Origin of the sequence: Bhargavaea sp. CC-171006, assembly GCF_009761675.1 — a bacterium.
Taxonomy (GTDB): domain Bacteria; phylum Bacillota; class Bacilli; order Bacillales_A; family Planococcaceae; genus Bhargavaea; species Bhargavaea changchunensis.
Map to the genome: position 1 here is coordinate 20,219 of NZ_QUZH01000019.1, position 25,070 is coordinate 45,288.

The following is a 25,070-nucleotide window of genomic DNA, read 5'->3' on the forward strand; positions in this document are numbered from 1 at the left end:
CAGTTATGAAGCAAATGCCTGCCTGATTAATGCTGGAAATATAGCGAAGATGTGAAGGTTGCAGGCTAAATGAAAACTTTTTTCAAAACGGTGTATCGCTATGGTCAAATATGGTGTATAATAAAGACATCACATTGATAATTAGAATGATTTTAATCAGATAAATTTAACAGATTCCAACTTCCTACCATTGAAAGGACGTGTTATGGATGAGCGTTACCCTCTTTACATCCCCTAGCTGTACTTCCTGCCGGAAAGCGAAAGCCTGGCTGGAAGAACATGAGATTCCATATACTGAACGGAATATATTTTCCGAATCCCTGACAATCGATGAAATCAAACAGATTCTCCGAATGACAGAGGACGGGACAGACGAAATCATCTCGACCCGTTCGAAAATCTTCCAGAAGCTCGATGTCGACCTGGAAAGCCTTCCGCTCCATGAGCTTTACGAACTGATTCAGGAGCATCCGGGCCTTCTGAGGAGACCGATTATCCTGGATGACAAACGACTTCAGGTCGGATATAACGAAGATGAAATCAGACGGTTCCTTCCGCGTAAGGTGAGGGCGTATCAGTTGCTCGAAGCGCAGCGGATGGTCAACTGAGGAAAAAAATTGACTGACGGGGATGATCCGAATGACCTGTCAGTCTTTTTCGTTTTTTCTCTTGCTTTCCTGCATCCTGTCCCATACAATGCTAATACTACAAACAGCCGCTCCGCATGGACACGCCTTTCCAGATTTGAAGGGGACGGCATATACTGACATCAGGACACTTGCCATCGGCGGAATGTATTGTCACACCTTGTTTACGGAGAATACCGTCGGAAGGGAGAGGTGTAAAAATGGAAATCGAACGTATCAATGAAAATACTGTAAAGTTTTTCATTTCGTATATTGATATCGAAGAGCGCGGATTTTCCCGCGACGAAATCTGGTACAATCGCGACCGCAGTGAAGAGCTGTTCTGGGAGATGATGGAGGAAGTCGATGAGGAAGCAGACTTCACCATCGAGGGGCCGCTTTGGATCCAGGTCCATGCGATGGATAAGGGACTCGAAGTGACCGTGACCCGTGCCCAGGTGACCCGTGACGGGAAACAATTGGAGCCGCCATTCGGCCAGGAGGGAAAACGGATGTTCCAGGAGGATGAATCCTCTTACGCCGACCTCCAGAACCTTGACCAGTATGTTCCCGGTTTCCGTCAGGAAGAGGACGACTGGGAAGATGCAACTTTCCTCGTCGGTGAATTTGATGACCTGATCCCGCTTTCGCAAATCCTGAAGGAAGAGTCACTGCGGACGTCACTTCACTTATTTGAGGACAGCTATTATCTCCATGTGGGCTTTGACAGTCTCGCTGGCGATGAAGAAGACCTCGACGATGTGATCAGCGTGCTCACTGAGTATCTGCAGCGGACAAATGTAACGATCCATCGGATTGAAGAGTACGGGAAAACGATCATCGCCGAAGACGTATTCGGCACAATCGCAGAACACTTCTGATTTCAAGGCTGCACGGATCTGCCGTGCAGTTTTTTATTTTGCCCGGAAACAGCTTAGTCTTGAAAAACAGCTGCAGTTTGAAAAATTCGCAACTTTTTATTTTGGAGGCATTTCCGGCACCAAAATTTGATTGTGGATCAATTTTCAATATCAAAAACTGAAAGTGGCATATCAAAAGAGCGCAGGCAGTGTTGATTGAAATCTTGAATACGCTTACAATCCCCGTAGGAAGGGGGGAGCGGTCAGAATATGTTGGCGGCCATCTTGGAAAATGAGGTACAGATCATCATTACTCAGGATATGACGAGGGAATCACTGCATCAGCTGAAAAATACTCACCACTTTCGCTGTCCGCAATGTCGCAGTAAGATGTGGCTGAAAATCGGCGATGTCAGGATTCCCCATTTCGCCCATGCGGCAAGGAGCGATTGCCGAAGCATGTTCTCGGAAGGGGAGACGCCGGCCCATCTGGCCGGCAAGCAGCAGCTCTATGAGATGTTCACAGGACTGGGACTCAGGACAGGTATGGAGACGGCCCTGACATCGATCGGACAGAGGCCCGACCTGCTTGTCGAATATGATGGCAGGGCTCATGCCATTGAATTTCAATGCAGTAGGATCCCGCCGGCGCATGTCCGCAAACGTACGAAGGGTTATGAGGGGGCGGGAATCATTCCTCACTGGATACCGTCAACTCCGACAGGCTGGAGTCCGACAGGGCAGCCGGTCAGAACCCTGTCCATTCCTGAGTTTCTGCAGCTGTTCATCCGCCGGGATGCGAAAAACGGGAACTTCTTGATGACCTATGATCCGGTGACCAGACATTTCTATTACTTTGTTCATCCAATTCATATCAGCGGTCATACATTTCTGGGGAAGATGGTCGCCATACCTTATACATTACAGCGGTTTCCGTTTGCCGTTCCGTCTCCCATCGATGAGGATACTTTCACGGCATTTATGCGGGTTTATTCATCAAGGCGCAGGTCCTATCTGAAGAGGAGGGTGCTGTCCAACAGGAAAGGTATTCACGATCCATTGCTGAGGGCCTGTTATGAGAACCGGATCCATGTCGATCGGCTGCCTCCCCTGATAGGCGTTCCGACTTCCGGGGCGGATGCCTTCAAGGAGAATGATGCGGAGTGGCAGGCCCTTTTCGTCTTTTTTGCATTTGGTATGGAGAGTGTGAAAACGATAGATTCCGACTTGATCAGCGAATTTCTGAGACGTGTACCGGCGGAGAGAGGGGACGGATTCGCTGCCGTGTCAGCCTACTTGCAATTCCTTGAGGCATCCGGCATCACGGGACTTCGGGACATCCTGGATAGCCGTGAATTGACGAAAAGCTCGGTCAGGTATCTTTGGAAGGAATTCCTTGCAAGCCGTAGTGAATATTGAGAAAATGTTCTTGAGTTTATTTTGGCTATCGAAGGAAGGAGCTTTCCAAATGACGACCGAACCGAAAACCGATGTGCTGACAAGAGACCAGATCACGGTTGAAGAAACTTGGCGGCTTGAAGACATCTTTGCATCCGATGAACTTTGGGATGAAGAATATAAAGCGATTGAAGTGCTATCAGAGAAAGCGGATTCATTCCGTGGATCACTCGGCAAAGGTCCAAAGGAGCTGCTTGCGGCACTGCAGTATCGTGACGAGATTTCTGAGCGGCTTCAGCGTCTCTATACGTATTCACATATGCGATACGACCAGGACACCGCAAACAGCACATACCAGGCGATGGACAGCCGTGCAAAATCCCTCTACGTCAGGGTCTCCACGAGCCTTTCTTATCTTGTTCCTGAACTCCTCTCCATTGATGAAAAGGAAGTGGACCGTTTTATCGAGGAAGAGGATGGGCTGAAGGTTTACCGGCATGCCCTTGAAGAAGTGAACAACCAGCGCCCCCATGTACTGCCGGCAGAGCAGGAAGCACTCCTCGCGCAATTCTCGGAAGTGGCAAATGCATCTTCAGAGACGTTCGGCATGCTCAATAATGCCGACCTTGAGTTCCCGACAATCAAGGACGGCGAAGGCAAAGAGGTAAAACTCACTCATGGACGTTACACGACTTTCCTTGAGAGCAGCGACCCTTCCGTCAGGGAGGCTGCGTTCCGGGCGATGTACGGAACGTACGGGAAGTTCCGCAACACCTTTGCCTCGACACTGTCCGGCGAGATCAAGTCCAACAATGTCAACGCACGCATCCGTAATTACACTTCCGCACGGGAAGCGGCGCTTTCGAACAATCATATTCCGGAAGCTGTCTACGACAATCTCGTTTCGACGATCAACGACAATCTTCACCTCCTGCACAAGTACGTATCGCTGAGGAAGAAAGTGCTGGGCCTGGACGAGTTGCATATGTGGGACCTCTACACGCCGCTCGTCAAGGATGCGGACATGAAAGTGCCGTACGATAAAGCGAAAAAAATGATGCTTGAAGGGCTTGCGCCGCTCGGAGATGAGTATGCGGAGATCTTGAATGAAGGCTTGGAGAACCGTTGGGTGGATGTCCGGGAAAACAAGGGTAAGCGTTCGGGAGCCTATTCGTCGGGAGCCTACGGAACAAACCCTTACATCCTGATGAACTGGCAGGACAATGTGAACAACCTGTTCACCCTTGCCCATGAGTTCGGCCACAGTGTCCACAGCTACTATACGCGCAAGAACCAGCCGTTTGTTTACGGCGATTACACGATCTTTGTCGCTGAGGTTGCTTCGACCTGCAACGAGGCCCTTCTGAATGACCATCTCCTGAAAACGCTGGATGATGAGCAGAAGAAAATCTATTTGCTGAACCACTGGCTGGAAGGCTTCCGCGGCACGGTGTTCCGCCAGACAATGTTTGCGGAATTCGAACATGCGATCCACCAGCTGGATCAGCAGGGAGTGGCACTGACCGCAGATAAACTGACAGAAGTATACTATGAGCTCAACAAGAAATACTTCGGCGATGACGTCATCGTTGACGAAGAAATCGGCCTCGAGTGGGCACGTATTCCGCATTTCTACTACAACTACTATGTTTATCAGTACGCAACCGGCTACAGTGCAGCGGTTGCTCTCAGCAACAAGATCTTGGAGGAAGGGGAACCGGCGGTCGAACGCTATATCAACCGCTTCCTGAAGGCCGGCTCCTCTGATTACCCGATTGAAGTCCTGAAACAGGCCGGCGTGGACATGACCTCCAGCCAGCCGATCGAAGAAGCCTGCAGGGCATTCGGCGAAAAACTCGAAGAACTTGAGAAACTGCTCGGCTGAACGGGTATGACGGACACCGGAAGAAATTCCGGTGTTTTTTTTGTTCCAAATAATATAGATTACAGACAGATCCATTTCACATCTTTCAGAACCTTTTGCCGTAATAGCAATATTTAAAGTGAAAACGTTCACAATATGACAACCCTGTGAATTATCTTGTGAAATCTTGCGCAAACAATTATTTCGTGATAAATTAAGAGCGTGAAATATTTCACGAAAACAAACACCCCTTTTGTTTGAACGTGAACATTTCCCCCATCCCCTTCGTGTAATACGAAAATGGCACCCGCTCCTCCCCCGGAGCGGGTGCTCTTTTTTGTCTAAATGACCGGCAAGGACTTTAGCACATAGAAATCCAATCTCACTTGTATATTGAATACACGAGAAAGCCGGGATCCTGAGGATCCCGGCCGAATTCATTATAAGTCCATTTTTCTTCGCCAAAGGGTTGCGCCACGGACTGGCATGCATTCAACCCGCCGCTGGAGCAATCTTTTTTTCAGTTCACGCTCCGCCGTCCGTATATTCACCTTATAGATTGCTGCGATTTCGCCGGTTGTCAGAGAGTCATACTTGCTGAACAGCTCATCGAGAGAGGGCGGAACCGACTTCTCCATCTGCTCCCCGAGCAGTTCCTCCAAGACTTTCACATAGATATCGTAATCATGGATGCCTTCCACCATGAGACCCTCGTCTTCAAAGTTGTTATTAAAGAAAACGAAGCTTGGAGCCTGGTGGACTTCCATCTCACGGGAGATGTATAAATCACACTGGAATGATTTGGCGGCATTGACCGAGCGGAAATCTTGGGTGAATTCGGCAATGTCGATTCCGATCAGTTCGGCAATCTCGAGAAGGACTTCCGGTGTCGTGACATCGCGCCCTTTCAGGAACCGATAGTCGAGAAGCCTGGAAAGATATTTAAAGCCTGCACGCTTGCCCTGGAACTCGGCCGCCTTGACGGCCACTGCCGGCAGGGCAGGGTGCGGTACATGTGTATCTTGCGGACTCTGGCATAGGGTCTTCTGTGGCGAAAGACAAGTTTTCATGATGATGCGGTAAGTGAAGTATTGTTCATACTCCACCTGTAGGCGGCGGAGGATCGGAACCAGTCCATAGCAGTCCGCATCGATCGGATCGATGAAGACGTACAATTCAAGCGGTTTGGCCGAGTTCTCCGTTTCCAGCATTTCCGAAGCATTCGGCAGGAAGCTCAAGCGGATCCCTCCTCATCCGGCCCGGTCCTGTTGACCATATGGTTTGCGGTCAGGATCAGCCGGTTATAGAAGTTTTCACGGATATTCCCTTCCAAGCCGACCTCGTCCATCGCTTCGGCCATGCATTCGAGCCAGGCCTGGGCGCGGTCGTAGGTAATCGGGAACGGCATGTGCCGGGCCCGGAGCATCGGGTGTCCGTGTTCCTCGGTATATAGGTTTGGCCCACCCAGGAACTGGGTGAGAAACTGTTTCTGCTTTCTGGCGGTTTCAGTCAGGTCATCTGGGAAAATTGGATAGAGCATCGGATGCCGGGCGACTTTCCCGTAGAATGTGTCGACGAGATCGGACAGCAGCTCCGGGCCGATCTCTTCAAAAGGAATGATGGGTTTCCGGGTCATGGTGCATGCTCCTTTGCTAACTCCATTGCCTGTGATTGTAGACCCATTCTATCAACCGGATTCGGGTTCTACAAATAAATCGATTTCCGGCCCGGCGGCGGGGACTTTTGTACCCGATTGGAACTGCGTGCAGATGCAGGCTGTGATAGACTGAAGTGAGATGAATTGTATATAGGGAAAGGACGAAAACATCGTGATGAATCAGCCAATCGTTCAGAGTGCCGGGACCTCCGGCAATGTAACCGAATTCTACGTGCGGGAAGGTGCGGAAATCTCCGCCATGAAGCCCGCGGGAAGAATGATTACGGACACCGACTCCGGAACGTTCGTCTACTTGTTGGATGACGGAGAACGGTTTGTCCATATTCATTTTCCCGAAGAAATCTGGCCGCAGATGGCGACAGCACTGCAAGCCGGACAGAATCCTGTTCTATCCGCCGGGGAACTCAGGATCGAGCTCGTGAACTTCGCGGACGAGCTTGAGATGCTGGTCTTCAATATCGAAGGCAATGACAACTACGGCGAGGCATTTTCGACAGCAGTCGAGAAGGCATTCAGTCAGATCCTTGGCGCCTGAGCTGCGCCTGACCGAAACGGGGGAGTGACCAATGGGACAATGGGAACGGTTTCTCGGGCCGTACAAGCAAGCGGTCGACGAGCTGAAGATTAAGTTCAAAGGCATGCGTACACAATTCGCTACCGAGATCGAACACGCGCCGATCGAATTTGTGACGGGACGGGTCAAGCCGCTCGCAAGCATCTACGACAAAGCGCTCGAGAAGGGAATTGCATTTGAGCCCTCGGAACAGCTGGCGACAGAGATTCCGGATATTGCGGGAATGCGCATCATGTGCCAGTTTGTGGATGATATCGGAGCGGTCGTTGAATGCATACGAAGGCGCAATGACATGACCGTGACGGAAGAGCGCGACTACATCTCGAAGAATAAACCGAGCGGCTACAGATCCTATCATATGATTGTCGAGTATCCGGTCCAGACAATCCACGGTGAGATTGTGATTCCCGTAGAAATCCAGATCCGGACGCTCGCGATGAACTTCTGGGCCACAATCGAGCATTCGCTAAATTATAAGTACAAAGGAGATTTCCCCGAGGAGATCAAAGTGCGCCTGCAAAGTGCAGCAGAAGCGGCATTTTCACTGGATGAAGAAATGTCGAAGATCCGGGATGAAATCCAGGAAGCCCAGCGATATTTCAGCACATATAAGGGCGATTCAAGGGACAATCTCGGAAAGTCGGAAAAAGGAGGCAGCGGGAGATGAGGTATTCGATCCAATCACGGGGCGATGACCTGTCCAATGATCTTGCGGAACGTGCAAAACAATATCTGAACGACTTCGGCCTCGTATATGACGAAAAGGGACCGGATATTGTTCTGACGATTGGTGGGGACGGGACGCTTCTCCATGCCTTCCACCGATACCGTGACCGGCTCGCGGAAACGGCATTTGTCGGCGTGCATACCGGTCACCTGGGGTTTTATGCCGATTGGCAACCGCCCGAAATCGAAAAACTGGTCATCTCGATCGCCAAGCATGACTATGATGTGATCGAGTATCCGCTCTTGGAAGTATCCATTCAGTACAGGAATGACATGAATGATGCCGTTTATCTGGCGATGAATGAATCGACTGTCAAATCACCGGACGTGACGCTCGTCATGGACGTGGAACTCAATGGAATGCCTTTCGAGAGGTTCCGGGGAGACGGGCTATGTGTCTCGACGCCTTCCGGAAGCACAGCGTACAACAAATCGCTGGGCGGGGCGATCATACATCCTGCGCTGCCTGCGATGCAGCTCACGGAAATGGCATCGATCAACAACCGGGTGTTCCGGACAGTCGGCTCGCCACTAGTCCTGCCGGCTCACCACACTTGTGTGTTGAAACCGGTAAAGGGACCCGACTTTATGGTGACAGTCGACCATCTTCATCTACTCCACAAGGATGTCAAGACGATCAGTTACCGGGTTGCGGACGAACGGGTGCGCTTCGCGCGATTCCGCCCGTTCCCGTTCTGGAAGCGGGTCCATGACTCCTTCATCGACAGCGATGTCCACTGATAATCGATTCCGGCTTTCGTTTACGGTGGAGACGGATGGTGTCGGATTACGGGACTTTCTGGCGGACTGCGGCATTTCCCGCAGGACCCTTACTGCCGTCAAATACAAGGGCGGTGAAATCCTTGTGAACGGCGAGGAAAAGACGGTCCGGCATGTAGTCCGGACCGGAGACAGGGTGATGGTCATTTTCCCCCCGGAAAAACCTGCGGAAGGCTTATTCCCGGAAGAAGGAGAGCTTACTATTCTCTTTGAGGACGATGCGCTGCTCATTCTGGACAAACCGGCCGGACAGGCGACCATCCCTTCCAGGGATGCGCCGTCAGGCACGCTGGCCAACCTTGTCGCGGGAAAGTTCCGGGCGGAAGGGACGCCGGCGACCGTACATATTGTCACACGGCTTGACCGTGAAACGTCCGGAATTGTCTGCATCGCAAAAAACCGCCACATCCATCATCTGATGTCGGAGAAGATGAAGGCTGGCGGTGTATGCAAACGGTATGAAGCGATTGTGCGCGGCAGTTTCAGCGAACAGCATTTTTTCATCGATAAGCCGATCGGACGGAAGGAAGGCAGCATCATTGAGCGGACGGTGCGCCCTGACGGCCAGCGGGCCCTCACGGAAGTCAGTGTGCTGGAAACAGACGGGATTCCCGGGAAAGAGATTTCCAGGCTTTCGGTAATCCTACATACGGGAAGGACCCATCAGATCCGTGTTCACCTGGCCCACATCGGTCATCCGCTTGAAGGTGATACCCTGTACGGCGGCTGCGCAGAGCGGATCAGCCGCCAGGCGCTTCATTGTGCAGGGCTTTCATTCAGTCATCCTCTCAGCGGTGTGGCTATTGAGGTGACCAGCCCGGTACCTGAAGATATGAGGGCAGCTGGCGGATTCCGCAGATAGAATGGAAAGTCAGCTGAATTCACTGAACTTCTCCGGCTGGAACGGCTGCCGGGACGGTACGCTCACGACCGTTTTTTCGGGATAGCGGAGTGCGCTCAGTTTTCCGCCAAACACACACCCCGTGTCGATATTGACAGTGTTGTTGACGAACCGGCATTCGGCGACGGGCGTGTGACCGTACACAATGAAGGGCTTCCCCTTGTATTGCTTTGCCCAATCCCGCCTCACAGGGCGGCCGTCCGGCAGGGTTTCGCCGGTAATATCTCCGTAAAGGACAAATGTGCGGAGGCGGCTGCCATCTTTCCTGCCGATCAGGTCCTCGCGGATTCCTGCATGGGCGATGATCAGTTTTCCATCATCCAGCATCTGATAGAGCGGGAGCGATTCGTAAAAGCGGATATAGCGCTTGCGGATATGCTCCCGCTCCTTGCCTGAGAGGGCGCCAAGCTCCGCTACAGTCGTCTCAAGCCCGTGCTTTTCTTGGACATTGTTGCCGAGCATGTAACGATAGAGTTTGTTGCAATGATTTCCCGGGGAATAAATTAGCTGTCCGGCATCCTGCAGCCCAAAAAGGAATTTCAGCATTTCGACTGATTTCGGTCCACGGTCCGTCGCGTCGCCGACAAAGGCGGGAAGCCGGCCTTCCGGATGGACACAACGCCCGCTTTCGATGCGGTAGCCCAGTTTTCCGAACAGTTCCAGAAATTCATCATAACAGCCGTGAAGGTCGCCGAAAATATCCAACTTAACCAAGAAGACACCCCATTCCGCACTCAAAATCATTATCCTTAACTTGAGTCTACCCCGGACGGCCGTTCTCCAACACAGTCACGGGAGATTTGCGGATGGATTGATCGAAAGGAGGGCCCGGCATGCCGGAAGCACTGAATGAGCAAGAAGAGACCTATATTGATGGAAATCTGGTCACCCGTTTATTGGAGGAAGGGGACCCCGAGGCATTCAGGAAAGAATTTCTCGCAGGCCACCCGTACGACCAGGCGAAATACTATGAAAAAGCCGGGCCCGAGCTTCGCCGGAAAATGTATGAATTTCTGTCACCGAAAGAACTGGCGGAGATTTTCGAAGTATCCGAGATTGCGGATGACGAGTTTGATGAATACCTGAGTGAAATGGACACCCGATACGCCGCAGACATGTTCGCAGGCATGTATGCGGACAATGCGGTAGACGTGCTTAATGAACTCGATAAGTCGAAGGTCCTGACGTACCTGACCCTCATGGACGACGAGGATGCAGGCGAGATCAAGGATCTATTGCACTATGAAGAGTACACGGCCGGCGCAATCATGACGACGGAATACGTCACGATTCCTGAAAATTCGACGGTGCGATCTGCAATGACCATTCTCCGGAATGCGGCACCTGATGCGGAGACGATCTATTATATTTTTGTAACGGATGATGAAAACCGCCTGGCGGGAGTCGTTTCACTGCGGGATATGATCATTGCGGATGAAAATGCGATTATATCGGATATTATGAACGAACGCGTCGTCAGCGTTTCGGTCAGCGACGACCAGGAGGAAGTCGCACGGACGATGAAGGATTATGATTTTCTGGCGATGCCGGTAGTGGATTTCCAGCAGCATCTTCTCGGAATCATCACGGTCGATGATATCATGGATGTTCTTGAGGAAGAGGCCTCAGATGACTACTCCAAACTCGCGGGTGTCTCGGATATGGATACTCTTGACAGGAATCCGATTACGGCGGCCAAAAAACGCTTGCCCTGGCTGATTTTGCTGACTTTTCTCGGAATGGTGACAGCGAATCTGATGGGCCGGTTTGAACAGACCCTCGACCAGGTCGCGCTGCTTGCGGTCTTTATCCCGCTTATTGCGGGAATGGCCGGAAACAGCGGGACACAGGCCCTGGCTGTAGCCGTAAGGGGGATTGCGACCGGCGATATCGAGGAAGAAAGCAAAATGAAATTGCTGATGCGGGAAGCCGGGACCGGTCTGATCACCGGAACGGTCTGTGGCATCTTCGTCGTGGGTCTTATTTATTTCTGGAAGCACGAACTTGTTCTCGGGCTCCTGGTCGGGGTGGCGATTGTCGGTTCGATTTTTGTGGCGACGCTTGCCGGTTCGTTTATCCCTTTATTGATGCACAGGCTGAAAATTGATCCTGCCGTCGCATCGGGTCCGTTTATTACGACGCTGAACGATATCATCAGTATCCTGATTTATCTGGGGCTTGCAACGGTCTTCCTTTCACAACTGTGACCATTGTGCGCCACTGGGCATACGATGGGGAAAAAGGATGTGAGCCCATGGCAGAGCGAGACGGAGGACCATTGCTTTTCGTTGATGCGCCGCCTGCTTATTTTGTTTCAGAACCGGTCTACAGCCGGGAGGCAGTGGCTGAGGCAGAGGTTGAGGTTGACGGGGAAGAAGAGAGCACATCGGTCTATGAACTTCCTAAACGTCCCGAAGAGACGGCCAGGCTGCTCACACAGCTTCGATTTTTGTCGCGGCCCTTCCAGCGTGAAGTTTACCGTCCCATTCAGTTCAGGCTCAAGGACGGCAGCGAGGTGATCGGCGAGATCGAGCAGCTTGAAGACGGCAGACTCTTCATAAAGGAACAGATTGAGGATGAACAGCAGCGGGAACTCTCCGTCGACGAGTTGGAGGCCATCTGGTGGAAAGGCAAGCCGTTTCCGTATGGATCCTAAATAATAGAACACCCTGAAAGCTGACGGATCGACATCCGCCAGCTTTTTTTAGACTTCACATCTAAAGGCAAATAAAAAACCGTCCGGACAATTCCGGACGGCGGGACACTCCATGCGGCGGGCGGTCAGTCGTACGGGCACAAGTCAACGAAGACATCGGCGACGCAGATGATTCCGCAGAAGCAGCGGATATCGACAGTGACGCAAAGATCAGTCGCTTTCCAGGTATAGCCGTCTTTAAAGACCGCGCGAAGCATCACGCAGCAGTCTCCGATGATCTTCTCAATCCGGAAGCATGTGAAAGATGGTGGGTACGATGAAGGAGCATCCTTGTCACACATTGGCTTGTGGACCTTGAATGCATCTCCGGTCTTTGTCAGCAGATTGATGACCCGGGTATTGAAAGCAGTCGGGCTGCCGAGACCACCGAGCGGCTTAGTGAAACAGCTGGTCGGGCAGTCGTCGCACATATCATCCGTACCGGCGTCCTGGATGTGCTTCACGGCTTTAACCACGTCGCAGAGGCAATGATCGAAGGAAGAGGAATCAAAATCTTTCTTTCCGCAACAGCTCATTTCTGAACACCTCCTCCCTGTTGGTCTCTGTCTACCATATGCGCCACCCAGACTGACGACCGGGCGAACGCACAGATTGCATAGGCATTAGCAGTGGCGGACATACTGAATGGAAAATGGGAGGTGGCGCCTTGAAGCGGATGATTGCAATAGCTGGGGCCAGCCTGCTGCTTGCGGGCTGCGGTGCCGGTGCCGGAGAGATCCGCGTTTCGGGCGGAGAACCCGAAGAAAATCAAAAGGTGGAGGAAGTGCTCAAAGAAGAGGACGGCAGGATCGTCTCAGCCGTCGCCGTTTTCGTGGAGGAAGATCTTTTGGTCGGCATACAGGTTAAACCGCTTAGCCGGTTTTCCAAGACCAAGATTGAAGAAGAGCTCACCAAAGAAATGGAAAAGGCGTTCCCGGAAGAGACTGTCACCTTGTCGGCTGATCTGAAGATTTTTTGGGAAACAGATAAGCTGGACGAGCTCGAGGAGGAAGACAAGTTGCATAAAAAAGTGGAAACGATTAAATCTCTCTCGAAGGAAGAAACCTGATGGACCGACAGGCATATTCACAGCTGGAGCAGCAGATCACGCCTAAGGCGCCGCTTGGCCTGAATCTGCTGAAGGCATTCGTTACAGGCGGATTCATCTGTGTCATCGGACAGGCAATCATGTATTTCTATATGTATTTCTTTGACTTCACGGAACGCACCGCAGGCAATCCTACGGTGGCCACGATGATTTTCATCGCCATGCTGCTGACTGGATTCGGAAAATATAAGCGGATCGCCCAGTTCGGCGGCGCGGGTTCCGCCGTGCCGGTGACCGGATTCGGGAATGCCATGATTTCGGCAGCAATCGAACACCGCACGGAGGGGTACGTACTGGGAGTCGGCGGTAACATGTTCAAGCTGGCCGGTTCGGTCATCGTGTTCGGTGTCTTTTCCGCATTTGTCGTGGCTCTGATCAAGACGATTCTGGTGAAGTTCGGGGTGGTCGGATGGTAGCGAGAGGTGTTATCCATTTTGGAAGCAGACCGACCATCCGTGCGGCTGCAGTGGCAGCAGGTCCAACTGAAAAGAAGAAAAGCCCGTTCAGTCATCAGTTCGATCGCCTGTATGACTCAGACCTGTGCGGCCAGAAAACCAATGAGCAGGCACACCGGCAGCTTATCGAAGATGTATGCGACCTTGCACTGAACAAAGCAGGGAAGACGATCAGTGATGCAGATTATCTGGTGTGCGGGGATCTGGTAAATGAGATGACTCCTTCCAATTTCGCGGCCGCCTCGACAGGCCTGCCCTATGTGGGGCTGTTTTCGGCATGTGCTACCTCAACATCAGCTCTTTCCTATGCTGCTCTGCTCACGGAAGCGGGAGCTGCTTCACTCGTGCTGGCGGGAGCGGCAAGCCATCACAGTGCGATTGAGCGTCAGTTCAGGTATCCGGTCGAGTACGGTTTCCAGAAGCCTCAGAACGCCCAGTGGACGGTGACAGCTGCAGGAATCGCAGCCATCACCCCTCACGAGCCTGGCTATCCGTCGATCGTTCAGGCCACTGTCGGACGGGTCGTCGACTATGGCCTGACCGACCCGCTGAATATGGGTGCGGCCATGGCTCCTGCCGCGTTCGACACATTCAGGAGACATCTGGAAGCGGCCGGCAGGGAGCCTGAGGATTATGATGTCATCATCACCGGCGACCTTGGGGCCATCGGTACCGAGCTTTTCAGGAAAATGGCAACAGAAGCGGGATATACAGTGGAAGGTGAACGCTGGAGGGATGCCGGAAAAGAGTACTACGGAGGGGATCCTGCTTTCTTCTCCGGTGCAAGCGGAGCGGGTTGTTCCGCTGCGATCTATTTTTCAGATGTGTACAACCGGATAATGGACGGGGAATATAAGCGCGCGCTGCTGATGGCGACGGGTGCTCTTCTGTCCCCGCTTTCCTTCCAGCAGGGGGAAAGCATCCCTTGCACCTGTCATGCTGTCGAGCTGGTGATGGGAGAGGGGGAGAACGGATGACGGCTTCTTTTTTGATTGCATTTGTCGTCGGCGGACTCATCTGTGTCATCGGGCAGCTGCTGTTTGATGTTGCCAAGCTGTCCCCCGGCCATACGCTTTGCCTGCTTGTTGTCTCTGGCGCAGTCCTCGACGGATTCGGGCTTTATGAGCCTCTCATTGATTTCGCGGGAGCCGGTGCGACCATTCCAATCACTTCTTTCGGAAACTCGCTGACGCACGGCGCGCTCCAGGAAGCAGAAAAGCATGGTATTGTCGGTGTCATCACCGGTATGTTCGAAGTGACGAGCTCGGGCATCAGTGCCGCCATCCTGTTCGGCTTTATCGCTTCACTTTTGTTCCGTTCCAAAGGACGGCCATAACCCAAACCCTGCTGCCGACAAAGGCAGCGGGGCATTTTCGGTATAAATGGATGACCGGGCAATCGCCCTTTCACACACCCCACCACCGCCATACCTTACAAGGAACAGGAAAGGGGGGAGTGCAATGTTCGGTTACAACAATTACGGCGGCGGCGGCTTCGGCGGTGGCTGGGGCTGCGGTTACGGTGGCGGTGGCTACGGCGGTAAGTCCAATGGCGGTTCGATGTTCGTGCTGATCGTCATCCTGTTCATCCTGCTGATTATCGTCGGCAAGAGCTATAACTGCTAAGGAGGAGACGGGATGAACGAGTCGCTTTTCAAGAAAATCGAGAACAAGACCGGCGTCTCGATGGATGAATTATTTGCACTGGCAAATGCCATCCAGCATGCCAATTTCCAGGATGAGCGACAAGTCAGAAAGATCATCCGGAAAGTTGGAAAGCTCGCGAAAAAAGACGTATCGAAGCAACTTGAAGATCAGATTGCAGAATCCATCCTGAAAAATGGCAATTCCCTGAACGTCGGGGATATCCAACGGATGATCGATAAAAACGGCTGAGCCGAAAATGAAAAAATCCGCGTCAGACGAAAACGTCTGCGCGGATCTTTCTTTTTAAATCGGTTTTTCCATCACGCGGTGAGGGATGCCGGCGTCCATAAATTCCGGAGAAGTCACGGAGTAGCCGATTTTCTCATAGAACGGGACGGCATGGTTTTGTGCGTTGAGCCGGATTTTGCTGAGGCCGACTTTACGTGCATGCTCCTCCAGCATGACCATCATCTGCTGGCCGAGACGCCGGCCGCGATATTCGGGGAGGACGCAGACCCGCTCGACTTTGCCGACACCGTCGCCGATGTCCCGGATCCTACCGGCGGCTATCGGCTGCTCTCCGTCGTAGGCGATAAAGTGAACAGCTTCCTGATCCAAGTCATCAAGCTCGATATGGATCGGCACGCCCTGCTCCTCAACAAAGACCGCTTTGCGGACGGTGAAAGCATCCTCACGTTCCGTTTCAGTCGAAGCGAGCTTCAGGCTGACCATCGATCACTCATCTCCCGACAGTGTAAAGGTTTCATACACAGTCCATGGACCGTCCTCGAGCTGATAGAGGAGATGGACCCGGTCGATCGTTTCCGTATGCTCGAAGTTATCCATCTTGACCTGCCCGATAATGTCGTCGTGCTCGCCGTCGGACATTTTCTGGGCAATTGTGATGTGGGGCACGTACTGATGGTCTTCAATGTTCTTGATGAAATCAAGACTGAGGGCCTCGCGGAGTCCGAGAATTTCATCATTCGGCTCGATCTTGAGATAGATTGCATTCGTAATCGGAGCGAACGTGCTGGCTCTCATCACTTTCAGCTCGAATGGTTTTTGTTTGGCTGCGACCTCCAGCAATTCGGCGGCCGCCTCCTTCATCTCTTTCCCTTCAAGCGTGAAAGGTCCCAGGACTGTCATATGGGGCGGGATCAGGGCGTAGTGTGCATCATAGCGCTTGCGATATGTGTTGGCTCTGTCCTGCAATTCTTTCGAAGGGAATGCAACGATTCCGTATTTCATGCGAAGACCTCCTTTATATGTTCTCCCTTAAGGATATCAGAAAGTTCGCCGATTGGTTAATCTTCACTTTCCGAAAGCAAACCGGATGGCGCGTTCAAGATCGCGCTGCCAGAACTTCCAGGTGTGCTTGCCATCAAATTCTTCATAGAATGACGAAAACCCTTTTTTCTCGATTAAGTTCCTTAATTTGCGGTTAGGATTCAGGAAATCATCAATCTCACCGGTTGTTGTGGGAACTTCCGTCTCGCCGGTACCAATGACCTGATAGATGTCGAAGGTTGCGGGGTCTGATACATTTTCGACAGCCGCCATGACCTGCTCATCCACGTATGGAGAGTGGCAGACGACCTTTCCGAAGCTGTTCGGGTACTTGCAGGCTGTCATCAGTGAAACGGTGGCCGCGAGAGAATCGCCGATCAGACCCCGCCCTGCACCCATCTGGTAGGTCGGGAACTCGGCGTCAATGAACGGCACGAGTTCATGGGCGATAAACCGGATGTAGTCGCTGTTCCTGTCGCCGTCCGGATGATACATCCTTCTCCGCTCGCTGACGCTCTTATAGGGAACGCCGACGACGATCAGCCTCTCGATCGCATCCTCTTCGTAAAGCTTTTCAAGAAGCCTAGTCATCCGGCCGTATTGGAAATAGTCTTTCCCGTCCGATGCGATCAGCACCGAGTGTTTGTAAAGATCCGAGTAGTTCTCGGGAAGATAGACAAGCACCTCCATCTCTTCGCCGAGCGCTTCGCTTACTAATGTCAGTTCGTTGATGCGTCCTTTTTTCAAGCTATGCCCTCCTCATGGAACGTTTAGATAAAATTGTAGCATACTGAATATTGCAGGTATAATGTGTGCATGCGTCCAACAAAGAAAGGGGAAATTGACATGTTTGACCACAACAGGAAAGTCCCGTCCGCTACCGTTACAAAAGCTGCGAAAGATGCCCTCACACGCCGCGGGGTCAGCATCGAGGCCATTGCAAAAATCGTCTATGAGATGCAGGCGCCATACAACGAGGGCCTGAAGCTTGCCCACTGCATCGAGTCTGTCGAAAGCGTCCTAGAGAAGCGGGAAGTTCAGCATGCGCTTCTGGTCGGCATCGAGCTTGATGTACTGGCGGAGAAAAAACAGTTGTCCGAGCCCCTCCAGTCGATCGTCGATTCGGATGAAGGTCTTTTCGGAGTGGATGAGACGATCGCACTTGGTGCGGTCTATACGTACGGCAGCATCGCGGTGACGACATTCGGCCATCTGGACAAAAACAAAATTGGTGTCATCAACCACCTGGATACGAAAAAAGGGATCGGTGTCCATACGTTCCTGGACGATCTCGTCGCGAGCGTGGCAGCCTGCGCTTCGTCCCGGATTGCGCATCGCACGCGGGATCTCGAGGAGAAAGGGGAAACATTCAAGGAACTGCCGCCGGAACAGACAGCGCCGGAAAGCGATATTGACGGGGCGAAGTAAGCTGAGAACGTTTCCAAGAAAGCGTTGACATGCGAAAATAGTCTCAGTAGAATGAAAACTAGCACGATTAACTAAATAGAGAAGGGGAGGACTAACCATGAAAAAGAAATTCCGATTCTTGGCTTTCATCGGAATCATCTCGCTATTCATGCTGGCGGCTTGTGGGGGCGGCGAAAATGCTGACAGCGACAGCAGTGATGGCGGAGGAGATGAAGGATCAAGCGATGTCAAATTCCTCAGTATCCTGACCGGCGGAACACAAGGGACATACTACCCGCTTGGCGGATCGTTTGCAGAATTCATTTCAGAAGAGACCGGTATCAAAACAACAGCCGAAAGCTCGCAGGCATCCGCTGCCAATATGACTGCGCTTGCGGATGACACGGCTGAAATTGCCTTCGTCCAGACTGATATCGCTTATTACGCGAACAAAGGCGAGCTGATGTTCGACGGTCAGGCGATCGATAACGTCTCGGCGCTTGGTGCCCTTTATCCGGAGACAGTCCAGCTTGTCACAACAGAGAAGTCGGGGATCAAGTCTTATGATGATCTGAAAGGCAAGAAGATCTCCGTTGGCGCACCGGGTTCCGGTACGTATGCGAACGCGGAGCAGCTGCTTGAAATCCACGGCCTTACAATGGACGACATCGATGCGCAGAACCTGGACTTCGGCGAATCAACAGAAAGTCTCCAGTCCGGCCAGATCGATGCGGCATTCATCACTTCGGGCACACCTACGGGCGCGGTCGAGGGCCTTAACGCAACGACGCAAGTCTACATTGTGCCTGTTGAAGATGCAAAGGCGGATGAGCTGATCGAGAAGTATCCGTACTATGCGAAAGAGACGATCCCATCCGGAACTTACGGCCTTACGGAAGATATTCCGACTGTATCCGTAGGTGCGATGCTCGTCATCCAGAACGATATTCCTGAAGATGTCGTCTATGACATCACAAAAGCCATCTATGAAAACACAGACAAGATCACTCATGCAAAAGGCCAGCTGATTAAAGCCGAAAAGGGCCTTGAAGGCATCGGTATTCCTGTACACCCTGGTGCACAAAAATACTTTGATGAAGTGAACGGCAACTGATTTCGCCGTCAACATGCAGTGAAGCGATGAAGCCGTGCTTCATCGCTTCACTTTGTTCTATTTGCCTGTGGCCGGCAGGAAGGGGGGCGTGATGCGGAAAGTAGTCATCGCTGCCGTACTCATTGCAGCTATTGCCGGAATTATGACTGTTCCGTTATCGGATGCCTTCGTGTTCACAGAAACCCGATCAGAAAATCCGGCCATCCACTACATACGGCAGACGGAAGATGATCGGTTCGTGATCCGGTATACCCATTCGATCCATCTGTCTGACGTGATTGAAACTTACGAAGTCACCGGAGACCGCCGGATCCGACTTGTGCAGATGGAGTACGAAGATTTGGCGATCGGCTTGCCCGGCCACGGGGAGGAAGGGGAGACCTTCACCGCTGAGGACGGCCGTTACACACTTGAATACGAAAACCGTGTGATCGACTCGTTTGTCCTCTTTGTGGCTGATATCGATACGGATCTGGAATTCCGGTATGACGGCCGCGACTATAACCTGAAGAAACTTCTTGAACGGGGATCTTCCTACCGTTTCGAGTTAAGAAAACTGTCGCTATTGGAATTGATGAGGGGAGTGAAAATGAATGGCGGATAATCAAATCAAGAAGGATAATCTTCATGACCAGTTATCAGAAGAAGAGCAGCTTGAACTGCTGAAGAAATATGATCCCGAATCAAACACACGTGATGTAAAGGGCATCATGAAGAAAATCGTGTTCATCGGGCTGTTGGCATTCTCGCTGTTCCAGCTGTACACAGCCATATTCGGACAATACACGGCCTATATCCAGCGCTCTGTCCACCTTGGATTCGCGCTGTCGCTGATTTTCCTGCTGTTCCCGTTCCGGCGGAAGATGGTCAGGAAAGACAAAGTGCCTTTTTATGATATTATCCTTGCCCTGCTTTCAATTGGCGTGGGGCTGTATTGGCCCCTGATGTACAAGGATCTTGTCCTCCGGATCGGCAGAATGACCGATCTTGATATGGCCGTCGCCATCATTGCCGTCCTGCTGACGCTCGAGGCTGCGCGCCGTGCGGTCGGCCTGCCGATCACGATCATCGCTTCGGCATTCCTGATCTATGCATTCACGGGGCCCTATTGGCCAGGCTTCCTTGCTCACCGCGGGCAAGACCTGACTGCACTGTCCCAGCTGATGTTCTATACAACAGACGGAGTGCTCGGTACGCCGATCGGTGTCTCGGCCACATTCATCTTCGTCTTCCTCCTGTTCGGAGCTTTTCTTGTCAAAACGGGAGTCGGCCAGTACTTTAATGACCTCGCCGTGGCGATTGCCGGGAAGCTGACGGGTGGGCCCGCAAAGGTCGCCGTATTCTCAAGTGCCCTGCAGGGGACCATTTCCGGGAGCTCTGTCGCAAACGTCGTCACCTCCGGTTCCTACACCATTCCGATGATGAAGAAACTGGGCTACCGCAAGGAGTTCGCAGGCGGTGTCGAGGCGGCAGCTTCGACGGGCGGTCAGCTGATGCCTCCGATCATGGGTGCGGCAGCATTCCTGATGGTCGAATTCATCGGCGGGATCACTTATTGGGAAATTGCCAAGGCTGCAGCGATCCCCGCCGTGCTATATTTTGCGGGGATCTGGATCATGACCCACTTTGAGGCCAAACGCCTTGGGCTTGAAGGTCTATCGGATGACCAGATGCCAAACCGTAAAGAAGTCTTTAAAAAAATCTATCTGCTTCTTCCTATTCTCGGAATTATCGTCTTCCTGCTGATCGGAATTCCGACGATGCAGGCAGCGCTCTGGGGAATCGTTCTCACGCTGGTCGTCAGCGCGTTTGATAAAGAGACACGGCTCAACTTCAAGGACATCATTTTGGCACTTGTGGACGGTGCGCGTTCCGCACTCGCGGTCGCTGCCGCCACGGCCTGCGCGGGAATCATTGTCGGTGTCGTCGTCAAGACCGGGCTCGGGCTGAGCCTGGCAAACGGCCTGATCTCCGCATCGGGCGGCCATCTGTTCCTTACGCTCTTCTTCACAATGCTTGCGGCCATCGTTCTGGGCATGGGATCACCGACCACCGCAAACTATGTCATCACCTCGACCATCGCGGCACCTGCGGTCATCGCCCTGCTGATGATCGATGAGCCGACAGGAGCCGCGGTTCCTGTCGTCGTAGCATTGTCCGCGCACCTGTTCGTATTCTACTTCGGCATCATTGCGGACATCACTCCGCCTGTTGCCCTGGCAGCCTTCGCGGCATCCGGCATATCGGGCGGAGACCCGATCCGAACCGGGATCAATGCATCCAAGCTGGCGATTGCGGCGTTCATCATCCCGTATATGTTCGTCTACAACCCGGCGATGCTCATGGTTGATGCTTCGGTGCTTGAAATCGCCTGGGTCACGCTTACGGCATTGACAGGGATGTATGCACTCAGTGCTGGCCTTGTCGGCTACTGGTATAAGAAGCTGAACTGGATCGAGCGGATCATCACGCTTGCTGCCGGTGCCCTGCTGATCATACCTGAGGGCATGACCGATGTATTCGGATTTATCCTGTTTGTTGTCATGCTGGCCATCCAGTACATGACGAGGAACAAAGACGGAAAGGAACCTGTTTCCGCCACATCATGACAGCAGAACCCCTGCAGAAAAATCTGCAGGGGTTCTTTTAATATTCTTCAGTTGGCACCGGTCAGTTCCATGCCTCGTTCTTTCATCAGATGCTGAAGCGCGGAGCGGAAGGTCGAAAATGATTTCAGCTTATTTACGAATGGCAGTCCCGACAGTGCCACTTCGCGTGCGAAATGTGGAGTGAATCCGACAGTGATCACTTCTATACCCATCAGGCTTAGTGAAGCCGAAAGTTCTTCGATCGATCTTCCGAAAACAGAAAGGCTGTTCTGGCTTTCGATGGAAAGAGCGGTAAAGTCGAGAATCGCGATTTGCGTGCCGGACGTGGCGACGTGGTTCAGCACTTTTGAGACGACATCCTGTGAAAATTCAGGGGTCAGTTCTCCGGAAAATGGGACCAGGATCGTATTCGGCAGGATGGAAGGGATGATCGGAACCATCATCTGGCTGATCAGATTCTCCAGTTCCGCTACTTGTCCTCTGAGCTGGTCGATGATTTGCTGCATTTCTTCCCGTGTCAGTTGATCATTCATCGTGGGTCCCTCACTGGTCTGTATTTTTGGTGGTATCAATCTATGACTATTATACGGAAATTCTGCAGATTAGCCATCTTTAGCAAGAAGGAGTCACCGGCTGGGGGCTTAAAGAAAAGCGTAGCCTGATATGATCTCTCTTGAAGGGAATTTGGTTTTCGTGTCTAATAAGTTCGACAGTATAAAAGTGTAAGGAGATATGGAGCGTGGAAATAGGAAACCCGGAGGCTGTCACCTATTTGGGGAATAGCCGGGAAAGGATACGCAGGAAAGTTGGGCTGCTTCTCGAGGAGATACCGGTCGGAATTGAAAAAGCGCAATCAGGGGATGCAGAGGCTGCCGCCCTTTATCTGTCTGCGATGTATAAGGTATTATCAGCTGCAATGGAAGAAGAAGCGATCGCCTATGAGAAATACTTGAGAGGGCATAACTGAAATTGTGTATTGCACATCAAGGGGAACGTCTGGAGAAGATCAAACAGACAATAAAAAAAGTCCAGTTCCCTGGGGGAATCGGACTTTTTTTGTGATGATTCCGACTGGGCTCGAACCAGCGACCTCTACCCTGTCAAGGTAGCGCTCTCCCAGCTGAGCTACGGAATCATTTCTGGGATGTTTGCTTGTTGTTCTCTCAAGCACATTTACAATAATACAAGGCAGGAAAGGGAAAGTCAACGGCATCATTAAAGTAAAACTTTTCAGACTTCACCGGGCGCTGGTATTCACAAATGGATAAGGACCGTCCCCGTGACTAGTCGGCACGCTGGACGGTCCTTATGTATGCACTGCATCATTACCGGCTGACGGCAAATATCGCATTGTCACTAAGTTATTGCTCCTGCGGGACGGTTTCTTCCGCTTCCGAGAAATAAAGGAAGTTTTCCTCTTCCAGCTCTGTAAGCCGCTCGCGGTTAAGTCCCATCTCAAGATTTCCCGTAAACATATGATCCCACCATTGTTCTTGTTTCATCATGTCATTTCCTCCTTGATCTTTTCGTTGTTTGATCTTCTATACCCCGCATGATCGGAATCCGAAACAGAGTGAGGAACAAAACAAGCCGGAAGACCTATTTTTCTATCTAGCCGGAAAAGAGGAGCTTATGAAACTGAAAGGTGCGATATTCGCCGCCTGGAGGCCGGGATGCATGGCGGGCCGGCAAGCATTTTCCTGCCCGTATCCAAAGGTTGCCCGAGACGCCGGCTGTTTATGAGCTTCGATAAAAAATTTACAATACAGCAGGTCCGGTCATCCGAAGGGGATTAGGATGACCCGGTTAATGTTTTGATATCCATGCCTGCCGGAGATAAGATGTAGAAAGAATGAAAGGAGTGGTTGAACATGGCATATACGGAGGCGCAGGCTGGCGGCATCGTTGCCCGTCAGAGGAATTTTTACTGGACAGGCACGACGAAGACGGCCCGGTTCAGAAAAGACCGGCTGATGGATCTGCACAGTGCAATCCAAAATCGGGAAAAAGACATTTCGGATGCTCTGGCGTACGATCTTGGCAAAAGCGAATTCGAATCTTACATGACAGAGATCGGCTTTGTTTTATCCAGTATCCGGGAAATGGCTTCCAGCATCGGAGATTGGATGAAGCCGGAACCGAAAAAGACGCCGATGCATTTCCAGCCGGGAAAAAGCTTCGTCATCCGGGAGCCATGGGGGACGGTGCTGATCATCGGTCCGTTCAACTATCCGTTCCAGCTCGTCATCGAACCGCTTGCTGCAGCGATTGCAGGCGGCAATACCGCTGTCCTGAAGCCTTCCGAGACGACACCGAACGTGTCTGCCGTCATCCGAGACATGATTGCAGAGACATTTCCTCCTGAATATGTGGCAGTCGTGGAAGGGGGCAAGGAAGAGACTTCCGCTCTGATTCACGCTCCGTTTGACTTTATGTTCTTTACAGGCAGCGCCAAGGTCGGTTCGATCGTCATGAAGGCTGCTGCCGAGCGGCTTGTACCTGTTGTCCTTGAGCTGGGCGGCAAAAGTCCCGCCATCGTCGATCAGACGGCAGATCTGCGGACAGCAGCGGAACGTATTGCCTGGGCGAAATTCACAAATGCAGGACAAACCTGTGTCGCCCCGGACTATTGTCTCGTCCATCAATCTGTGAAAGACGAGTTCCTTGAAGAATTGAAAGAGGCAATCAGAGGCTTCTATGGGGTTGATCCGGCGCAATCTCCTGATTATGCAAGGATTGTAGATGAGCGTCAGTTTGACAGACTCAGGGAGATGATCGATGAGGAACGCGGCCGGGTCGTAACCGGGGGACAAATGAACCGTGATACACTTTATATCCAACCGACAGTGGTTGACAGTCCGCCAGCAGGAAACCGGGTGATGGAAGAAGAGATCTTCGGCCCGATACTTCCGGTCTATGGCTACTTCAGTTTGGCCGCGGTGATCCGGTCGATACGCGAGCGTCCCAAGCCGCTTGCCGCTTATCTGTTTTCAGAAAACCGGGATGCGATGGATTACTTTCTGTCTGAGTTGCCATTCGGCGGCGGATGCATCAATGACGCCTTGTCCCATGTCGGCAATACGGCATTGCCATTCGGCGGTGCGGGCCCTTCGGGTATCGGCAGCTATCACGGCAAATACGGGTTCGATGCGTTCACTCATGAAAAAGGCATTCTGAAACGGGGAACGGCCTTTCCGGTGAGAATTGCCTTCCCGCCGTATGGCAACCGGCTAAAACTGATCAAACGATTTCTGAAATGATGCCGGCGAATCGTGACGGACAACTTTTGTAGGCGTATAATGAAAGCTGGACTTTTTCAGCGGGGGGATCATATAAACA

The 25,070-nt window shown here is 52.1% G+C and carries 31 protein-coding genes and 1 tRNA gene; 22 read left to right on the forward strand and 10 right to left on the reverse strand.

Annotated elements, in window-relative coordinates:
* Positions 1-209: 209 nt before the first annotated feature.
* From spxA to pepF, 4 genes are all read left to right on the forward strand, one after another.
* Positions 210-608 carry a transcriptional regulator SpxA gene (gene spxA / locus DZC51_RS08770; RefSeq protein ID WP_008296836.1) on the forward strand — a complete coding sequence of 133 codons (399 nt, stop codon included), beginning with the start codon at positions 210-212 and terminating at the stop codon, positions 606-608.
* 239 nt (positions 609-847) lie between these two features.
* A complete protein-coding gene (gene mecA / locus DZC51_RS08775) occupies positions 848-1,507 on the forward strand; it encodes an adaptor protein MecA (RefSeq protein WP_157295008.1) in 660 nt (219 codons plus the stop codon).
* A gap of 249 nt (positions 1,508-1,756) precedes the next feature.
* Positions 1,757-2,905 carry a competence protein CoiA gene (locus DZC51_RS08780; RefSeq protein ID WP_157295009.1) on the forward strand — a complete coding sequence of 383 codons (1,149 nt, stop codon included), beginning with the start codon at positions 1,757-1,759 and terminating at the stop codon, positions 2,903-2,905.
* A 49-nt stretch (positions 2,906-2,954) separates the two neighbouring features.
* On the forward strand, positions 2,955-4,769 hold the full coding sequence (gene pepF / locus DZC51_RS08785) for an oligoendopeptidase F (protein WP_157295010.1): 1,815 nt from the start codon (positions 2,955-2,957) through the stop codon (positions 4,767-4,769).
* 419 nt (positions 4,770-5,188) lie between these two features.
* Here pepF and DZC51_RS08790 read toward each other — a convergent pair whose 3' ends face one another.
* Both DZC51_RS08790 and DZC51_RS08795 read right to left on the reverse strand, forming a co-directional pair.
* Positions 5,189-5,986 carry a DsbA family protein gene (locus DZC51_RS08790; protein WP_232524097.1) on the reverse strand — a complete coding sequence of 266 codons (798 nt, stop codon included), beginning with the start codon at positions 5,984-5,986 and terminating at the stop codon, positions 5,189-5,191.
* Entirely contained in the window at positions 5,983-6,384 is a 402-nt protein-coding gene (locus DZC51_RS08795; RefSeq protein ID WP_157295011.1) for a globin domain-containing protein, read from the reverse strand. Before DZC51_RS08795 ends, DZC51_RS08790 begins: the two co-directional genes overlap by 4 nt.
* A 196-nt stretch (positions 6,385-6,580) precedes the next feature.
* On the opposite strand from DZC51_RS08795, the gene DZC51_RS08800 reads away from it, so the two are divergent.
* The 4 genes from DZC51_RS08800 to DZC51_RS08815 are packed head-to-tail and all read left to right on the forward strand — an operon-like array spanning position 6,581 to position 9,368.
* Positions 6,581-6,961: a UPF0738 family protein gene (locus DZC51_RS08800; RefSeq protein ID WP_232524099.1), complete on the forward strand. Its 381-nt coding sequence runs from the start codon at positions 6,581-6,583 to the stop codon at positions 6,959-6,961.
* Positions 6,962-6,992: 31 nt separating this feature from the next.
* Entirely contained in the window at positions 6,993-7,667 is a 675-nt protein-coding gene (gene yjbM / locus DZC51_RS08805; protein WP_157295013.1) for a GTP diphosphokinase, read from the forward strand.
* Positions 7,664-8,467 carry an NAD kinase gene (locus DZC51_RS08810; protein ID WP_157295014.1) on the forward strand — a complete coding sequence of 268 codons (804 nt, stop codon included), beginning with the start codon at positions 7,664-7,666 and terminating at the stop codon, positions 8,465-8,467. The genes yjbM and DZC51_RS08810 overlap by 4 nt, the downstream gene beginning before the upstream one ends.
* Positions 8,436-9,368, forward strand: a complete 933-nt coding sequence (locus DZC51_RS08815; protein ID WP_157295015.1) for an RluA family pseudouridine synthase — start codon at positions 8,436-8,438, stop codon at positions 9,366-9,368. The genes DZC51_RS08810 and DZC51_RS08815 overlap by 32 nt, the downstream gene beginning before the upstream one ends.
* A gap of 9 nt (positions 9,369-9,377) precedes the next feature.
* On the opposite strand, the gene prpE is transcribed toward DZC51_RS08815, so the two are convergent.
* On the reverse strand, positions 9,378-10,151 hold the full coding sequence (gene prpE, locus DZC51_RS08820; RefSeq protein WP_157295016.1) for a bis(5'-nucleosyl)-tetraphosphatase PrpE: 774 nt from the start codon (positions 10,149-10,151) through the stop codon (positions 9,378-9,380).
* 89 nt (positions 10,152-10,240) lie between these two features.
* Between prpE and mgtE the strand changes: the two genes are divergently transcribed.
* Positions 10,241-11,614 carry a magnesium transporter gene (gene mgtE, locus DZC51_RS08825; RefSeq protein WP_157295017.1) on the forward strand — a complete coding sequence of 458 codons (1,374 nt, stop codon included), beginning with the start codon at positions 10,241-10,243 and terminating at the stop codon, positions 11,612-11,614.
* Positions 11,615-11,661: 47 nt separating this feature from the next.
* A complete protein-coding gene (locus DZC51_RS08830) occupies positions 11,662-12,063 on the forward strand; it encodes a hypothetical protein (RefSeq protein WP_157295018.1) in 402 nt (133 codons plus the stop codon).
* 125 nt (positions 12,064-12,188) lie between these two features.
* Here the strand turns inward: DZC51_RS08830 and DZC51_RS08835 are convergent, their stop codons facing one another.
* Positions 12,189-12,638 carry a CotY/CotZ family spore coat protein gene (locus DZC51_RS08835; RefSeq protein WP_157295038.1) on the reverse strand — a complete coding sequence of 150 codons (450 nt, stop codon included), beginning with the start codon at positions 12,636-12,638 and terminating at the stop codon, positions 12,189-12,191.
* A gap of 131 nt (positions 12,639-12,769) precedes the next feature.
* Between DZC51_RS08835 and DZC51_RS08840 the strand changes: the two genes are divergently transcribed.
* The 6 genes from DZC51_RS08840 (at position 12,770) to DZC51_RS08865 (ending at position 15,560) form a co-directional block, all read left to right on the forward strand.
* Positions 12,770-13,171: a hypothetical protein gene (locus DZC51_RS08840; RefSeq protein ID WP_157295019.1), complete on the forward strand. Its 402-nt coding sequence runs from the start codon at positions 12,770-12,772 to the stop codon at positions 13,169-13,171.
* The gene (spoVAC, locus tag DZC51_RS08845) at positions 13,171-13,626 is read left to right on the forward strand and encodes a stage V sporulation protein AC (RefSeq protein ID WP_198304089.1); all 456 of its coding nucleotides are present in this window, start codon (positions 13,171-13,173) and stop codon (positions 13,624-13,626) included. The genes DZC51_RS08840 and spoVAC overlap by 1 nt, the downstream gene beginning before the upstream one ends.
* Entirely contained in the window at positions 13,620-14,642 is a 1,023-nt protein-coding gene (locus DZC51_RS08850; protein WP_157295020.1) for a beta-ketoacyl-[acyl-carrier-protein] synthase family protein, read from the forward strand. Before spoVAC ends, DZC51_RS08850 begins: the two co-directional genes overlap by 7 nt.
* Entirely contained in the window at positions 14,639-15,001 is a 363-nt protein-coding gene (gene spoVAE, locus DZC51_RS08855; protein ID WP_157295021.1) for a stage V sporulation protein AE, read from the forward strand. The genes DZC51_RS08850 and spoVAE overlap by 4 nt, the downstream gene beginning before the upstream one ends.
* Positions 15,002-15,125: 124 nt before the next feature.
* A complete protein-coding gene (locus DZC51_RS08860) occupies positions 15,126-15,290 on the forward strand; it encodes a YjcZ family sporulation protein (RefSeq protein WP_157295022.1) in 165 nt (54 codons plus the stop codon).
* Positions 15,291-15,302: 12 nt separating this feature from the next.
* Positions 15,303-15,560: a stage VI sporulation protein F gene (locus DZC51_RS08865; protein ID WP_092095985.1), complete on the forward strand. Its 258-nt coding sequence runs from the start codon at positions 15,303-15,305 to the stop codon at positions 15,558-15,560.
* A 54-nt stretch (positions 15,561-15,614) separates the two neighbouring features.
* On the opposite strand, the gene DZC51_RS08870 is transcribed toward DZC51_RS08865, so the two are convergent.
* From DZC51_RS08870 to DZC51_RS08880, 3 genes are all read right to left on the reverse strand, one after another.
* A complete protein-coding gene (locus tag DZC51_RS08870; protein WP_157295023.1) occupies positions 15,615-16,043 on the reverse strand; it encodes a GNAT family N-acetyltransferase in 429 nt (142 codons plus the stop codon).
* Positions 16,044-16,046: 3 nt separating this feature from the next.
* The gene (locus tag DZC51_RS08875) at positions 16,047-16,562 is read right to left on the reverse strand and encodes a 2'-5' RNA ligase family protein (RefSeq protein ID WP_157295024.1); all 516 of its coding nucleotides are present in this window, start codon (positions 16,560-16,562) and stop codon (positions 16,047-16,049) included.
* Positions 16,563-16,625: 63 nt separating this feature from the next.
* Positions 16,626-17,348 (reverse strand): alpha/beta hydrolase, encoded by a 723-nt coding sequence (locus tag DZC51_RS08880; RefSeq protein ID WP_157295025.1) that lies wholly within the window; start codon positions 17,346-17,348, stop codon positions 16,626-16,628.
* Positions 17,349-17,447: 99 nt separating this feature from the next.
* Between DZC51_RS08880 and DZC51_RS08885 the strand changes: the two genes are divergently transcribed.
* The 4 genes from DZC51_RS08885 to DZC51_RS08900 all read left to right on the forward strand — a co-directional run bounded on the left by DZC51_RS08885 (position 17,448) and on the right by DZC51_RS08900 (position 21,731).
* Positions 17,448-18,029 (forward strand): phosphatidylglycerophosphatase A family protein, encoded by a 582-nt coding sequence (locus DZC51_RS08885; protein WP_157295026.1) that lies wholly within the window; start codon positions 17,448-17,450, stop codon positions 18,027-18,029.
* 97 nt (positions 18,030-18,126) lie between these two features.
* Complete coding sequence (locus DZC51_RS08890; protein ID WP_157295027.1) at positions 18,127-19,122, forward strand: TAXI family TRAP transporter solute-binding subunit; 996 nt, start codon at positions 18,127-18,129, stop codon at positions 19,120-19,122.
* A 91-nt stretch (positions 19,123-19,213) separates the two neighbouring features.
* Entirely contained in the window at positions 19,214-19,726 is a 513-nt protein-coding gene (locus tag DZC51_RS08895; RefSeq protein WP_157295040.1) for a DUF1850 domain-containing protein, read from the forward strand.
* Entirely contained in the window at positions 19,716-21,731 is a 2,016-nt protein-coding gene (locus DZC51_RS08900) for a TRAP transporter permease (RefSeq protein ID WP_157295028.1), read from the forward strand. Before DZC51_RS08895 ends, DZC51_RS08900 begins: the two co-directional genes overlap by 11 nt.
* Positions 21,732-21,778: 47 nt before the next feature.
* Here DZC51_RS08900 and DZC51_RS08905 read toward each other — a convergent pair whose 3' ends face one another.
* Complete coding sequence (locus DZC51_RS08905; protein ID WP_157295029.1) at positions 21,779-22,264, reverse strand: STAS domain-containing protein; 486 nt, start codon at positions 22,262-22,264, stop codon at positions 21,779-21,781.
* A 206-nt stretch (positions 22,265-22,470) separates the two neighbouring features.
* Here DZC51_RS08905 and DZC51_RS08910 point away from each other — a divergent pair, with 206 nt between their 5' ends.
* Positions 22,471-22,698: a hypothetical protein gene (locus tag DZC51_RS08910; RefSeq protein WP_232524098.1), complete on the forward strand. Its 228-nt coding sequence runs from the start codon at positions 22,471-22,473 to the stop codon at positions 22,696-22,698.
* Between the two features lie 95 nt (positions 22,699-22,793).
* On the opposite strand, the gene DZC51_RS08915 is transcribed toward DZC51_RS08910, so the two are convergent.
* Positions 22,794-22,866 (reverse strand) — tRNA-Val (locus DZC51_RS08915).
* Between the two features lie 226 nt (positions 22,867-23,092).
* Positions 23,093-23,236, reverse strand: a complete 144-nt coding sequence (locus DZC51_RS16220; protein ID WP_198304090.1) for a hypothetical protein — start codon at positions 23,234-23,236, stop codon at positions 23,093-23,095.
* Positions 23,237-23,602: 366 nt separating this feature from the next.
* Here DZC51_RS16220 and DZC51_RS08920 point away from each other — a divergent pair, with 366 nt between their 5' ends.
* Positions 23,603-24,991: an aldehyde dehydrogenase gene (locus tag DZC51_RS08920; RefSeq protein ID WP_157295030.1), complete on the forward strand. Its 1,389-nt coding sequence runs from the start codon at positions 23,603-23,605 to the stop codon at positions 24,989-24,991.
* Positions 24,992-25,070: the final 79 nt, after the last annotated feature.